Source organism: Microvirga sp. jy35 (assembly GCF_056148915.1).
This window is the reverse complement of sequence record NZ_JBWBEW010000029.1, coordinates 1-13,919: the sequence shown is the minus strand read 5'-3', so window position 1 is coordinate 13,919 and position 13,919 is coordinate 1. Positions and strand designations below refer to the sequence as shown.

General features: G+C 65.1%; 11 protein-coding genes. 6 read left to right on the top strand and 5 right to left on the bottom strand.

Going from position 1 to position 13,919, the window contains the following annotated elements; translation table 11 throughout:
* Window positions 1–11 precede the first annotated feature (11 nt).
* Entirely contained in the window at window positions 12–926 is a 915-nt protein-coding gene (gene osmF / locus AC0QTX_RS18880; RefSeq protein WP_474605360.1) for a glycine betaine ABC transporter substrate-binding protein OsmF, read from the bottom strand.
* A 325-nt stretch (window positions 927–1,251) separates the two neighbouring features.
* On the bottom strand, window positions 1,252–1,461 hold the full coding sequence (locus tag AC0QTX_RS18875; protein WP_474605359.1) for a DUF4170 domain-containing protein: 210 nt from the start codon (window positions 1,459–1,461) through the stop codon (window positions 1,252–1,254).
* Between the two features lie 226 nt (window positions 1,462–1,687).
* Here AC0QTX_RS18875 and AC0QTX_RS18870 point away from each other — a divergent pair, with 226 nt between their 5' ends.
* A complete protein-coding gene (locus AC0QTX_RS18870) occupies window positions 1,688–3,121 on the top strand; it encodes a helix-turn-helix domain-containing protein (RefSeq protein ID WP_474605358.1) in 1,434 nt (477 codons plus the stop codon).
* Window positions 3,122–3,125: 4 nt separating this feature from the next.
* Here AC0QTX_RS18870 and AC0QTX_RS18865 read toward each other — a convergent pair whose 3' ends face one another.
* From AC0QTX_RS18865 to AC0QTX_RS18855, 3 genes are all read right to left on the bottom strand, one after another.
* Window positions 3,126–3,638 carry a GNAT family N-acetyltransferase gene (locus AC0QTX_RS18865; protein WP_474605357.1) on the bottom strand — a complete coding sequence of 171 codons (513 nt, stop codon included), beginning with the start codon at window positions 3,636–3,638 and terminating at the stop codon, window positions 3,126–3,128.
* A 9-nt stretch (window positions 3,639–3,647) separates the two neighbouring features.
* Window positions 3,648–4,370 (bottom strand): glutamine amidotransferase, encoded by a 723-nt coding sequence (locus AC0QTX_RS18860; protein ID WP_474605356.1) that lies wholly within the window; start codon window positions 4,368–4,370, stop codon window positions 3,648–3,650.
* Window positions 4,371–4,474: 104 nt separating this feature from the next.
* Entirely contained in the window at window positions 4,475–5,422 is a 948-nt protein-coding gene (locus AC0QTX_RS18855; protein ID WP_474605355.1) for a glycine betaine ABC transporter substrate-binding protein, read from the bottom strand.
* A gap of 251 nt (window positions 5,423–5,673) precedes the next feature.
* Here AC0QTX_RS18855 and AC0QTX_RS18850 point away from each other — a divergent pair, with 251 nt between their 5' ends.
* The 5 genes from AC0QTX_RS18850 to AC0QTX_RS18830 all read left to right on the top strand — a co-directional run.
* On the top strand, window positions 5,674–6,048 hold the full coding sequence (locus tag AC0QTX_RS18850; protein ID WP_474605407.1) for a response regulator: 375 nt from the start codon (window positions 5,674–5,676) through the stop codon (window positions 6,046–6,048).
* Window positions 6,049–6,219: 171 nt separating this feature from the next.
* Entirely contained in the window at window positions 6,220–9,861 is a 3,642-nt protein-coding gene (locus AC0QTX_RS18845; protein WP_474605354.1) for a FecR domain-containing protein, read from the top strand.
* Between the two features lies 1 nt (window position 9,862).
* Complete coding sequence (locus AC0QTX_RS18840; RefSeq protein WP_474605353.1) at window positions 9,863–11,842, top strand: CHASE2 domain-containing protein; 1,980 nt, start codon at window positions 9,863–9,865, stop codon at window positions 11,840–11,842.
* A 212-nt stretch (window positions 11,843–12,054) separates the two neighbouring features.
* On the top strand, window positions 12,055–12,942 hold the full coding sequence (locus AC0QTX_RS18835) for a cation diffusion facilitator family transporter (protein WP_474605352.1): 888 nt from the start codon (window positions 12,055–12,057) through the stop codon (window positions 12,940–12,942).
* A 216-nt stretch (window positions 12,943–13,158) separates the two neighbouring features.
* On the top strand, window positions 13,159–13,919 hold a 761-nt coding region (locus tag AC0QTX_RS18830; protein WP_474605351.1), incomplete at its 3' end, for an MCP four helix bundle domain-containing protein.

The window sequence follows — 13,919 nt, the reverse complement described above, 5'->3', positions numbered from 1 at the left end:
GAGCCGTCGGGTTACTTCAGGAAGCCCTTGGACTTCAGGTAATCCATCGCCACCGCCTTTGCCGGCTCGCCGCCGACCTGCACCCGGGCATTCAGCCCCTGGAGGGTTGCGAGATCGAGGGAGGCGAAGACGGGCTTCAGAAGCTCGGCGATCTTCGGGTTCTCCTTCAAGGCCGCCTCGCGCACGATGGGGGCGGGCGCATAGACGGGCTGGACGCCCTTGTCATCCGTCAGCACCACGAGGCCCGAGGGGGCGATGCCGCCGTCGGTGCCGTAGACCATGGCGGCGTTGGCGCCGTTGGTCTGCTCGGCCGCCGCCTTGATGGTGGCCGCCGTGTCGCCGCCGGAGAGCACGATGAGCTGCTCCGGCTTCATGCGGAAATCATAGGTCTTCTGGAAGGCCGGCAGAGCGGCTTCCGAGTTCACGAACTCGGCGGAGGCGGCGAGCACCACCTTGCCGCCCTTCGCGATCCATTGACCGAAATCGGACATGGTCTTCAGCTTGTTGGCGTCTGCTACCTCCTTGCGCACGGCGATGGCCCAGGTGTTGTTGGCCGGGGAGGGATCGAGCCAGACGATCTTGTTGGCGTCGTAGTCCAGCTTCTTGGCGGTCTCGAAGCCCTTGGCGGCGTCCTTCCACACGGGATCGTCCGCCTTGTTGAAGAAGAAGCCCGCGTTGCCGGTGTATTCGGGGTAGATGTCAATCTCGCCTGCGGTGAGAGCCTTGCGCACCACCGGGGTCGCACCGAGCTGGACACGGTCCTGGGTCTTGATGCCGTTGGCATCGAGGGTGAGCAGGATGATGTTGCCGAGAACGGAGCCTTCCGTGTCGATCTTGGACGAGACGACCACATCGGCCCTGGCGGCGCCCGTCGCGGCCAGCCCGAGGGCGGCGGCGAATGCGAGCGACTGGAGGACGGTCTTCATTTAAAACCCCTTATGAAACCTTGCCCCGCTGGTTTTAGGACAGTTCGGCGGTTTAGGCAGAGGGGGGCTCAAGAAGAGTTGGGCCGGAGGAGAAAAACTTCGTGCGCGGACAAAAAGATCCCGCCGAAGGCACTTACGTCCTTCGGCGGGCGACCTACGAGCATGCCCGATGGCCTCAGAAGCATCGGACCCAAAAGTGGAACCCACTTTTGGGTCCGATGCTCCTTCTTAGAAGATCGCATCGTGTGACCGGACCCAGGGGGCCGCGCCAGCGAAAACCGGGTCCACTTTTCGCTGGCGCGGCCCTTCGGGTCCGCACGATGCGCTAGGCGCTCAAGGTCGACGGGGGCTCCTGGGCGATGGTGAAGCGGACCTGCGCCTGCGGCCGGTGATCCTCGGACAGGGTGCGCCAGGTGCGCTCGGCTTCCGTGCGGCTCTCGAAGGGTCCGATGACCCGCTCAGTGCCTCGGACGATGGTCTCGCACTCGCAGGAGGTGTACTCGCCGCCAACCACCCAGAAACGTGACTTCAACATGATCGATCTCCATTCGAGAGGCGATGGACCTGCCGTCAGGCCTCATCATAAAGTTTACATCCGTTGACAAAGGACCCTTGGGACCCACAAACTCTGTGCATCGGCGGGGCGTCTGAAAGATATAATTCCAGAAGAAGCTTTTGTTTCAACGGCTGATTTGGGAAGAAAAGTAGCCTTGTAAATCTCCGACAGCCACAAGCGGGTAAAGTTGTAAAAAGATTTACACATGGATGAGAGCAGAAAACTCTTCGTCGGCCCGCGCCTCAAGCGCCTGCGGCGTGACCTCAACCTGAGCCAGGCCCGCATGGCCGAGGAGCTCGGGCTGTCGCCGAGCTATCTCAACCTCATGGAGCGCAACCAGCGCCCGATCACCGCGCAGGTGCTCATCCGCCTCGCCCATGCCTATTCGCTCGACCCGCGCGAATTCGCCAACGACGATCACGAGCGCACCATCTCCGAGCTGGAGGAGGTCTTTGCCGATCCGCTGTTCCGCTCAACGCCTGTGGCCCGGCTCGAGCTGCGCGAGACCGTCGAGAGCGCACCCTCCATGGTCGACGCCATCAACCGCCTCTACCGGGCCTATCAAGCCATGCGCGGCGCCAGGGAGGCTGTGACGCCCAGCCTCAACGACCGCGACCGGGCCGAGGACGCGCCGCAGGTCAACCCGGTTGACCGGGTGCGGGAACTGATCCACGAGGCGAAGAACCATTTTCCGGAGCTGGACGAGGCCGCGGAAGCGCTGGCCTCGGAACTCGCCCTGACGGGGCACGACCTGTTCTTCGCGATCAGCGAGCGCCTGCATGCCAAGCACGGCATCCGGGTGCGCGTGATGCCCATCGACGTGATGCCGGATGCACTCCGCCGCTACGACCATCACCGCCGCCAGCTCCTGATCTCGGAGCTGGTGGACCCCTCCGGCAGGACCTTCCAGGCCGCCTATCAGCTGGGCTTTGCCGAGATGCGCGAGACCGTCGATGCGCTGGCCGCACGACTCGAGCCGGTCGACGGCCCGGCCCGGCGCCTGCTTCGGGTCTCGTTCGGCAATTACTTTGCCGGCGCCCTGATGATGCCCTATGCGAAGTTCCACGCGGCCGCGGAGGCGCTGGGCTACGACGTGGAGGTGCTCGGCGCCCGTTTCGGCGCGAGCTTCGAGCAGGTGGCGCATCGGCTGACCACCCTGGCCCGCCCCGGCGCGCGCGGCATCCCCTTCTTCCTGGTGCGGGTGGATTCGGCCGGCAACGTGTCGAAGCGCTTCTCGTCCGGCCGCTTCCCGTTCTCGCAGTTCGGCGGCACCTGCCCCTTGTGGAACCTGCATTCCACCTTCCGCACCCCCGGCCAGGTGGCGACGCAAGTGATCGAGCTGCCGGATTCATCGCGCTGGTTCTCCATGGCCCGTACGGTCAAGCGCGCCTTCAACCCCTGGGGAGCTCCCGATCCGCGCTTCGTGGTGGGCCTCGGCTGCGAGCTGAAATACGCACACCGCCTGGTCTATGCGCGCGGCTTCGACCTGTCGTCCACAGAAGCCACACCCATCGGGATCAACTGCCGCCTGTGCGACCGCGTCGCCTGCCCGCAGCGCGCCGCTCCTCCCCTGATGCATGCGCTGATCGTGGACGAGATGAAGCGCGGCATCTCGCCGTTCGAGTTCGACGCGACGTGAGTTCCTACGACGATCGGTCGTGCCGGTAGAAGGCGTTGGGAATTCCGTCCACATCCCTGATGCCTGCAAACGACATCCCGGCCTTTTCGAGGACGCGGCGGGAGGCTGCATGTTCGGCCACTGCGAACCCGATGACATGATCGATGGGCTTGGCGCTATAGATCCAGTTCAGCAGCGCGCAAGCGGCCTCGGTGGCATAGCCATGCCCCCAGAAGGCGCGCATGAAGCTGTAGCCGAGCTCGACTTCGCCGGTTGCCGAAAACCATCCGAAGCCCGCACGGCCCAGAAAGGCCCCATGTTGATCGGTGACCTTGAACTTCGTCCAGCCATGGGCGGCATAATCGGCCAGGAAACCCTCGAACTTGGCCCGAAGGAACGCTTCGTCCCAGGGCGGGTCGCCCATCTGCAGGAAATGCTGCACCTCGGGATCGCCGTGAAGCGATGCAAACAGCGGAAAGTCCTCGGCATCCCAAGGGTGAAAGCGCAAACGCTCGCTCGCCAGAACGGGAGGTTTCAATTGCGGCTCTCAGCGCTTCTCGGACAGCCAGTGATCCAGGAACCGGTCGAGCCAGCGTGACACGTGCGGGTCATGCTGATAGCGGCCCTCGAGCTGGCGCACCCGGTCCTGGGCGCCCGGCATGCGCAAGCGCTCCTCGGCGACCACCGTCCAGCGGCAGAGCATGGCGTGCGTGACCTCCGGATGGAACTGAAGCCCGAAGGCCTTCTCGCCCACCCGGATCGCCTGGGTGGGGAAGTCGTCGCCGGTAGCCAGCGTCTCGGCGCCCGAGGGGCAGTCGAATCCTTCCCGGTGCCAGTGATAGACATGGCTCGGCCAGGGAACGCCCCAGCTCTCGCTCAGGGCCTCGCCGGCCCGCGTCGGCAGGAGCGGGTAATAGCCGATCTCGGCCCTGCCCTCCGGATGCGCCCAGACGCCGGCACCCAGGTGCTTGGCCATCATCTGCGCCCCGAGGCAGAGGCCGAGATAGGGCTTGCTCTCCCTGAGGGGCACTTCGATCCAGTCGATCTCCTGCTTGATGAAGTCGTCCGGATCATTGGCGCTCATGGGACCGCCGAAGACAATGGCGCCGCTGTGCTCCGCGAGGGTGTCCGGCAGCGGGTCGCCGAAGCGGGGGCGACGGATGTCGAGGGGATAGCCGCGCTCCACGAGCAGACGGCCGACCCGCCCCGGGGTCGAATGCTCCTGGTGCAGGACGATGAGAACCGGTGCCTTTGGCGGCCGCCTAGGCATGGTTGCGATTCCAGGCGGAAGCGGGAGGATGGGCGGAAGGACGCGAGCACATCGGCGGATTATTCAGGACAAGCCTTGTCTTTCGCAAGGGGGCAGACGAGGCCCTAGCCTCCCGGACGGCGATGAAGCTGGTTCAGATAGCGCTCGGCCACATCCCGGGCCGGCCGTTCGTCGACCACGATTTCGGCATTGAGAGCCTGGAGCTTGGCCGTGCTGAGGGAGGCGAAGACGCCGGCGAGCGCTCTTGAGATTTTCGGAAAGCGCTCCAGCGCCTCAATCCGCACGACCGGAGCGGGCTCGTAGACGATCTGGGCGCCCCTCGTGTCCTTCATGACAACGAGGTCGAGGGTGGCGATGGCACCGTCGGTGCCGTAAACCATCGCGGCATTGACCCCGCCGATGCCCTGCGCCGCCGCGCGCATGGTGGTCATGGTGTCGCCGCCGGGCTGGACCGCGATCCCGTTCCGGGGAAAGTGGAAGCCATAGGTCTTCTCGAAGGACGCAAGCGCCGCCGGGCTCTCGACGAACTCGGCGGAAGCGGCCAGCCGCAGGCTCATGGGTGCCCCGACGGCTCGGGCAAAATCCTCCATGGTCGTGAGGTTGGACCGTCGGGCGAGATCGCCCCGGACGGCGATCAGCCATGTGTTGTTGGCAGGCGCCCGCTCGAGCCAGGCCAGCCGGTGCCGCTCCGCATCAAGGCGCTTGACCCGTTCATAGGCTGAGGCCGGCGCCTTCCAGGCCGGATCGCCTTCAAGGCCGTGGAACAACGCGCCGTTGCCCGTGTATTCGGGATAGATGTCGACTTCCCCCTGAAGGATCGCCGTCCGCACCTGCTGGGTCGGCCCCAGTTGAAGGCGGGTCTGGACCGGGACCCCTTCGCGCTCCAGCACAAGGGCGATCATGCTGCCCAGCAGGGCGCCTTCCGTATCCGCCTTCGAGGCGACGACGATGGGATGATGCCCGTGCGCGAGGCCTGGCGCGCTCGACAGCGTCAGAAGAACGCCGAGGGGCGCAAAAAGCTTTAGGATGCCGGACAATCTGGTTATTCCCATGCTCGTCAGCCAACTGCCTCAACAGATTCCTGATCTCGGAAATGAGCCTGTCCGGCCCTAAGATCTTGTTCTATAATGATATCATGGATCAGGGCCGTTCCAGGCCCTTTTGCATGGAGGCGCAAAAGTGATAGAAGCGTCTGAGTCTCAAGGCTTGAAGTCCAAAACATCCAGAGCATGTGTCCCATGTTCTGGGGAATAATCTACCAGCGCCTTGCCTGAAAGAAAGCAAAACCGTGACCGATAGCGTAATGAGCGACGGCGATCTCAATGGCCTGCGAATCCTCGTCGTCGAGGACGAGGCTGCGATTTCCCTGCTGCTGGAAGACATGCTCCTCGACTTCGGCTGCGAAGTGATCGGCCCGGCCGCCCGGCTGTCTGCGGCCCTCGAAGCCGTGTCCCGCGAGCAGGTCGATCTGGCCATTCTCGACGTGAACGTGGCCGGCGAGCCGATCTATCCGGTGGCGGAGGCCCTGGCGCAGCGCTCGATCCCCTTCGTGTTTTCCACGGGTTACGGCAGCGCCGGCATCCGCGATGCCTTCCGCGACCGCCCCGTCCTGCAGAAGCCTTTTGCCCAGCACGACCTGAAGCAGAAGCTCCTCATGGCTCGGACCAAGACGGTCTGACTTCGGCGATCACCCTGCGAACACGGGACCGATCTGTGGCCTATATGCCGCAATGATTCACCCTGTGTCCCAAAACACACCGCACGAGATGTGAATCGGCTTTGATCCTAGGCACTTGCTGCTAAGCTCCGGTAACGTTAGAGCAGGTAGCTTCCGATCAAGCTGGTCTTCATGTCTGTACGATCCTTTCGCCTTTTGGCCGCAACAAGCGCCCTCGCCCTGAGTCTCGTCCATGCTCAGGCCCAGTCTCCCGTGCCGCGTCCGATCCCGGCGGCGGGCGCCATCGTGGCCGCCAAGGGCGGCGAGGAAATGCGCTTCGTGCGCGAGGATATGTGGCGCTCGGCCGCCATTCAGCAGAACGTGGTCGGCGGCGACACCCTGCGGACCAACGAGATCGGCAATCTTGCGATCCTGTTCTCCGACCAGACCCAGATCCGAGTCGGACGCAACTCGACCCTGACCGTCAATGACGTGGCCGGCGGCCAGGCCGGCAACACCCAGCTCAGCCTCCAGGGCGGCAACATCTGGGCCCGCGCGGCCCGCGGCGGCTCCGGCGTCGACGTCAAGACGCCCGCAGCCGTCGCGGCCATCCGCGGTACCGACTGGTCCCTCTCGGTCGAGGGCGGCCGCACGTCCCTGATCGTCCTCGAGGGCGTGGTGGAGCTGTCCAACGCCCAGGGCTCGGTGACGGTCCGTCAGGGCGAAGGCGCCGTCGTGTCCATCGGACAGGCCCCGACCAAGTTCATCCTCACGAATTCGAACGACCGCGAGCAGATGCTCTTCTACATGAGCCTGCGCGATACGTTCGCCTCCATCTCCACCTCGCCCCTGACGGGCCCTGCCCTGCGGGGCGAACGCGCCCGGATCGCCGCGGTCCCACCGGAAGCCCGCAGCGCCGAAGACTGGCTCAGGCTCGCCGAGGTGGCTCCGTCCCTCGATGGACGGACGGCCGCGGCCGAGGCCCTGGCCCAGGCGAGAAGCCGCCCCCTGAGCGCCGGGCAGCGCGCCCGCGCCGATCTGGTGGAGGCCGCCCTGCTCGGCTCGCAGCACCGCTGGCCCGAAGCCGCCGCCCTGTTTGCCAGAGCCGAACGGGGGGTCGATCCGAAGCGGCGCATCTTCGCCTCTTACGGGCGCTACATCGCCCAGTCCCTGGCTGACCCGAAGCGGGTCTATGCGGAACCCAGGATCGCCCTCAACGACCCCTTCGCGGTTCTCGCCCACGCCTATGTCGTGGCCTTCCGGCAGGATCTGCAGGCCGCCGCCGAGGTCCTGAAGGATGGGCAGAGGCGCTTCCCGAACGATGCCCGCCTCGCCGTGACGGCGGCACAGATCGCCTATGCGCTCAACCGGCGCGAGGAGATGCGCGATGCCATCGCGCGCGCCAAGGCCCTCGATCCGGACGATCCGGAGGTGATCGCCGCCGACAGCAACATCCGCGGGGATATCGACGGCGAGGTCAACGCGGCCGTCGAGTCCCTGCGCCGCGCCGCAGCCATCGCGCCGGGCAATTCCAATGTCTGGAACAGCCTCGGCCTGTTCGAGTCGGACCGGGACCGGCCGCTCGCGGCCGAAGACGCTCTGCGCCGCGCCATCGAGGCGGATCCGGGCAGTCCCGTCTCCTATGCCAACCTGGCGATCCTGCTGCTGGACCAGAACCGCGTCGACGAGGCCGGAGCCCTGATCGACAAGGCCCTGTCCCTCGATCCGGCCTTCTCCGTAGGCTACATCGCCCGCGGCCGCTATCTGCTGCAGAAGGGCGAGGCCGCCAAGGGGCTCGAAGCCATCCTGGCCGGTTCTGCGGCCAATCCCGGCCTGTCGCAGGGCCTGCTCATGGCCGCCATCGCCTATTACCAGAACGGCGACGAGGAACTGGCCGACCAAGCCCTCGACAACGCGGATCGGCTCGATCCGAACGATCCCGTCGTCGCAAGCTTCCGCACGGCCATTGCCATCGACCAGTATCAGGCCGACCAGGCCGTCCTGGCCGCCCGCGAAGCCGTGCGCCGCTACCGCCAGCGGGGCGGCGATTTCGCCGGTCTGGCCATCAACAAGGAGGGCGGCTCCTATCCGGCCCAGGCCTACCGCTTCCTGAACCTCAACGAGTGGTCGCGCTTCTACGGCGATCGGGTTTTCGATCCCTTCAGCGCCTCGACCTATTTCGATCAGGCGGCCGTGGAGCGCCCCAACCTCGTGACCGGCAGGCCCGACATCTCCAACATCGAGAGCGGTGTCGGAAGCGATCTCACGTCGCTCAACCTCACGGTCCAGGGCCTGTTCTTCGATCCGCTCGCCGTCTCCGGGCGCATCGGCCGCATCGACCTGCTCCGCCGCCCCTTCCTGGACGCGGAGGTCGGCGGCTCGCTCCTGCACCACAACGGCCGCATCGGCTGGGGAGCGGACGCGACGGTGCAGGGCTTCTCGAACGAGCCGGTTCCGACCTCCTTCAACCTCACGGCAAGCCGCACGAGGACCAACGGACGCGACCTCATCGACCGGGAGGACGCGGACAGCGGCGCCTTCTTCGTCGGCATGGCGCCCTCGGCCGCCGACCGCTTCCTCGTGTTCGGCGCCGGAGCGAACAACGATCCTGCCATCGCCACGACCAACACCAGGACCAACTTCGCCGAGGGGACGCAGAACAATGCGGCCGTGCTGGGCGGGGCGGGCTGGAGCCACAGCTTCAGCGACCGGAACGTCCTGACGGGCGCCGTTTTCGGCATCAACGCCATCGAGCGTAGCTTCACGAACACGGCGAATGCTGAAACCGTCCCCGGTTTCATCATCGGGGGCAACAACTGGCAGCGGACTCGCACCGAAGGCGCCTCGGCCGCCCTGTCCCATAAGATCGGCTTCGGAGACCTGACCCTGCATTACGGGCTCGAGGCGCAAAGGGGCCGCACGATCACCCGCGAGATCGGCCGTGCGTTTCTCTACAACACGGCTACGGACACATTCGACTTCACCGACATCGACGAGCGGTCGAGCGCGACGTTCCGCACGACCCGCCTCTACGCGGATGTCTTCTGGCGCCCCTATGACTGGTTCGAGGCGCAGGCGGGCATCGAGCGCAGCACCGTCAAGGTCGAGGACCGGCCGGCCGATGATGAGATTTCGCCCCGGGTCGGAGTCGGCGTCTCGCCCTTCGAGGGACAATGGCTCCGTGCGGCCTACCGCCAGGACACGGGATCTCCCATCGCCTTCACCCTGGCGCCGGTGACCACCGTCAGCCTGGTGCCGAATGCCCTGCCGACGCAGCTGGGCGCGGAAACCAAGACCCTGGCCCTGCGCTGGGACGCGGAATGGTCCCCTCACGTCTTCACCTCGGTCGAGTATCAGCGCCAGGATGCGGAGAACCTGAACCTTCCGATTGCCTACAGCTTCGACGACATCGGCATCGGCAAGGCCCGCATCGAGCGGTTCGCCGCAACGGCCAACCTCTGGCTGACCCACGGCATCGGCGTGTTCGGCACCATCGGGACGATCTCGTCGGAGGTGCGCTCGGAGGAGGCCAGGGGTGCAGAGGTGCCGTTCGTCGCCGGCAGGTTCGCCCGCGCCGGCGTCACCTTCGTTCATCCGAGCCGCCTCAAGTTCACCCTTGCCGGCACCTTCGTCGGCGACATCACGGGCAACCTGCAGGGCCGCGAGATCGACGACTACTGGACGGCCGATGCGGCATTGAGCTGGGAGACACCGGATCGCCGCCTCCTCTTCGGCTTCAGCGTGCTCAACATGCTCGACGAGGATTACGAACTGGCCCCCGACATCCGCGGGCCGGGGCGCACCTTCGAGGCGAGCGTGAAAGCCAGGTTCTGAGGTGAAGGGGCACGAGCCGACGCGAGACCAAAGCGGCGGAGAGCCTCTCTGGCGCCATTTCGGCATGGCCGGGATCATTGCAGCGCTGCTGATTCCCTTCGTGTTCTTCCCGCCCATCCGCCTCATCGAGGCGCGGCTCTACGATCTTCTCTCGGTGATCGCGCCGCCGCTGCCAGCGGAGCCCGGAGCCGTGATCGTCGCCATCGACGAGCCATCCATCGGCGAGATCGGTCAGCGCTGGCCCTGGCCCCGGGACATCCACGCGAAACTGATCGAGAGCTTGCGCGCGGCCGGCGCGAAGGTCATTGCCATTGACGTCATCTTCGCCGATCCCTCCACGGAGGAAGCCGATACGGCCCTCGCCAGGGCGCTCGGCCCGGATGTGGTGCTCGCAGCCGACGATGTCACGACGCCGCTGGAACAGGGCACGCAGGTCACACGGGTCAATCCGCTCGATCAGTTCCTGGATGCCGGTGCCGTGCCCGGCATTGCCTCGATGCATCTCGACGGCGATGCCTACCTGCGGCGCATGCCGCCCATCCAGAGCAGTTTTGCCGCAGAGGCGCTGCGGCTGAAAGGAGAGCCGCAGGCTGCCGCTCCTGATGGGGCGCTGATCCAGTACTTCGGACCCCGTCGCTCCTATCCGACCGCATCCTATTACCAGGCTCTCGATCCAAAGACTTTCCTTCGCCCTGATTATTTTAAGGACAAGGTTGTTATGGTGGGCTTGAGCCTCCAGGCCGCCACGACTGCCGATGCGGGAGCCCCCGATACCTTCCCGACCCCCTATACGCTGACCGAGGGCACGCTCACGGCCGGTGTGGAGGTCCAGGCTACGATCCTCGACAACCTCCGCCATAACCTCTACGCGCTCCCGCTCCCCAGCCTGGTCATGGTGCTGCTCGTGATCGCCGGAGCGTTCCTCGCGGCCGCCTTCTCCACCCGCGGCGTCACATGGAGGACGGGGCTTGCGGCCACCTTTCTACTCGCCTTCTTCATCGTCGGAGCCTGGGTGCTGCTGCGCTTCGGACGGGTCTGGGCACCGCCCGCCCTGCCGGCAGCCGCCGCGTTGGCGGTGTTCGGAGCGCGGTTCGGCCTCGACTATGCCCGCGAGCGGCATCTGCGCCGCACCGTGTCGGAGGCCTTCTCGCGCTACCTGTCGCCGGATCTCGTGGCGCAGCTCGCCCGCGACCCCAGCGCGTTGAAGCTCGGCGGCGAACGGCGCAACCTCTCCATCCTGTTCTGCGACGTGCGCGGCTTCACCACCCTGTCGGAGAAGCTGAAGGATGAGCCGGAGCGGCTGACCACGCTCATCAACCGCCTGCTCGATCCGCTCTCGGAAGCGGTCCTCGCAGAGGGCGGCACCATCGACAAGTATATCGGCGACTGCGTGATGGCGTTCTGGAACGCCCCCTTGCCCAGCCCGGATCACCCCTTGCGGGCCGCACGCGCCGCCCTGCGCATGCTGGAGGCGGTCAAAGCCCTCAATGCGGAGCTGCGGCAGGAGCAGGGCGAGGACGCGCCGGTCTTCGCCATCGGGGTCGGCATCAACACAGGCGACTGCGTGGTCGGCAATGTGGGATCGCGCTGGCGCTACGATTATTCCGTGCTCGGCGACACGGTGAACCTCGCCTCGCGCCTGGAAAGCCTGTCGAAGGAATACGGCGTTTCGATCGTGCTGGGCCCTGCCACGGCAAAGGCCCTGCAGGAGCGTTTCGTGCTCATCGAACTCGACCGCATCGCCGTCAAAGGCCGCAGCGAGAAATCCGCGATCTTCACCATCGTGGCTCCGGCCGAGCAGCGGCGGCAGGACCCGGCGCTTGCGCAACTGACGGAGCTGCATCCCACGCTTCTCGACACCATCAGCGCAGGAAAGCGGGTGGAAGCCCTGGCCCTCGTTCAGCACTGCCAGACGCTCTCTCCCTCCCTGTCGAACTATTACAGGAAGCTGATGGCGAAGGCGGCGGCCATTCCCGAGTGATGGCCTGTCGGAAAGCCGCGTCCAGTCACGGCGCAATCTGGAGAATCGAAGCCTCGGGAACCCGGATGAGTCTTGACATTCTCTCGACAGTTCCGACGTCCGTCGTGATCCTGCGAACGAATAGCAAGTAAAAACGAGTTCTTGCGCTTGAAGACACAAGCTCTATAAGGTCGCGTCGTTTCCCCCCGAGCCAGCTTTTCAAGTGACGTGCCATGGACAAGATTCAAAAACTTGCCATCGGCAGCATATTCGTCGGAACCCTTGTTTTCGTCCTGAAATATGCCGCCTATTACATCACGGGAAGCATTGCGCTCTATTCCGACGCGCTCGAGAGCGTCATCAACGTGGTAACCGCGATGGCGGCCTTCATGGCCGTTCGCTTGAGCGCCGCACCGGCGGATGCCAATCACCCCTACGGCCACCACAAGGTGGAGTATTTCTCAGCCGTTCTCGAAGGCGTGCTGATCATCGTGGCGGCCCTTGCGATCCTGCGGGAAGCCTATTTCGGGATCCTGTCGCCGAAGGTGATCGACGCCCCGATGCAGGGGCTTGCCATCAATGCGGTTGCCGGGGTGATCAACGCGGTCTGGTCCTGGCTTCTGATCCGTCGCGGACGGCGCCTCCGCTCTCCCGCGCTGGTGGCCGACGGGCGTCATCTCCTGACGGATGTGTTCACCTCCGCCGGCGTCATCGTCGGTCTCCTGCTCGTCCCGCTCACCGGATGGGCTTGGCTCGACTCCGCCCTCGCGGCCATGGTGGCCGTCAACATTCTCTGGTCGGGCTGGGGGCTGATCAAGGAGAGCGTCGGCGGCCTCATGGACGAGGCGCTGCCCGAAACAACCCTTGTCCGCGTGCGCGAGATCATCGCCCTGAATGCGGAAGGTGCCATCGAAGCGCACGACCTGCGCACGCGCCATGCGGGCCGGATGACCTTCATCGACTTCCATCTCGTGGTGCCGGGCGCCATGAGCGTCACCGAAGCGCATGACATCTGCGACCGGCTGGAACGCGCCCTCAAGGCCGATGTGGAGGATGCGCTCATCACGATCCACGTGGAGCCGGACAACAAGGCCAAGCATTCCGGCATCGTAGTCCTCTAGCCAGAAGACAAATTCAGGAAGTGATCTATTAACAAAGTCTGAATGATCTTTGTCTCTGCTATGATCAGCAAATAAGCTAACAAATCATTACTTCAGTCATAAGTATTAACCGCAATAGCCCATGCAAGTCCTACGGGCTACAAACAGGCAGCCTGGATAAGCGCGTCGTGGGGGCGCGCGCCTCCCGCGGCGATGCGGGCGGGCCACTGAAATTCAATGCGTGCTTTGAACAATCTCAAAATCATTACAAAGCTGGCCATCCCAGTCATCGTGATGGTCGCCGTCACCATTGGCCTTATCCTTTTTGCCAAGTCAGGTCTCGACACCCTTGCCGAGGAAACCCAGCAGATCGTCGATGTGCATGCGGCGCGGCGCAGCATGGCCCTGGACATCAAAGCCCACGTCAACGAGGCGGCGGTCCAGGAGAAGAACCTGATCATCGAAACGCGCTTCCAGGAAATGGCCATCTACGAGCAGGCCTTCCGGGAAGCCAAGGCGGAAGCCCTGAAGGATCTGGATGCGCTGATCGCGCTGTCCGATACGCCGGCGCGCCGCGCGACCAACGAGCAGCTGAAGAAGACCGTCGAAGACTACTTCGCCATCATGGGCCGGACCATCGCCCATGCCCAGCTGAACGAGAGCGACGCAGCCTTCAAGCTTTCGAGCGGCGAGGGCCGGGCCCTGCGCCAGAAGGCCTCGCAGGCCCTCGACGAGCGTGCCGACGCCAATGCCGCGGCTCTTGAGAATGTGAAGCGCGGTGCGGCCGATCTGGCCTCCTTCACATCCACCAAGCTGATGGTTGCCTCCGGCGTCGGCCTGACCCTGGCGATCGTCCTGCTCGCGGCGATCACGATCTACGGAGTGACGCGTCCCCTGAACGGGATGACGTCTGCGATGGGTCGTCTGGCCGAGGGCGATCTGGACGTGAGCGTCACGGGCACGGAGCGCCGGGATGAGGTGGGCCTGCTCGCCCGCTC

Excerpts from the sequence above, each read along its gene's own strand:
- AC0QTX_RS18845 (WP_474605354.1), top strand. The coding sequence starts at position 6,220 with ATGTCTGTACGATCCTTTCGCCTTTTGGCCGCAACAAGCGCCCTCGCC.
- AC0QTX_RS18835 (WP_474605352.1), top strand. The coding sequence starts at position 12,055 with ATGGACAAGATTCAAAAACTTGCCATCGGCAGCATATTCGTCGGAACC.
- AC0QTX_RS18870 (WP_474605358.1), top strand. The coding sequence starts at position 1,688 with ATGGATGAGAGCAGAAAACTCTTCGTCGGCCCGCGCCTCAAGCGCCTG.
- AC0QTX_RS18860 (WP_474605356.1), bottom strand. The coding sequence starts at position 4,370 with ATGCCTAGGCGGCCGCCAAAGGCACCGGTTCTCATCGTCCTGCACCAG.
- AC0QTX_RS18875 (WP_474605359.1), bottom strand. The coding sequence starts at position 1,461 with ATGTTGAAGTCACGTTTCTGGGTGGTTGGCGGCGAGTACACCTCCTGC.
- osmF (WP_474605360.1), bottom strand. The coding sequence starts at position 926 with ATGAAGACCGTCCTCCAGTCGCTCGCATTCGCCGCCGCCCTCGGGCTG.
- AC0QTX_RS18855 (WP_474605355.1), bottom strand. The coding sequence starts at position 5,422 with ATGGGAATAACCAGATTGTCCGGCATCCTAAAGCTTTTTGCGCCCCTC.
- AC0QTX_RS18850 (WP_474605407.1), top strand. The coding sequence starts at position 5,674 with ATGAGCGACGGCGATCTCAATGGCCTGCGAATCCTCGTCGTCGAGGAC.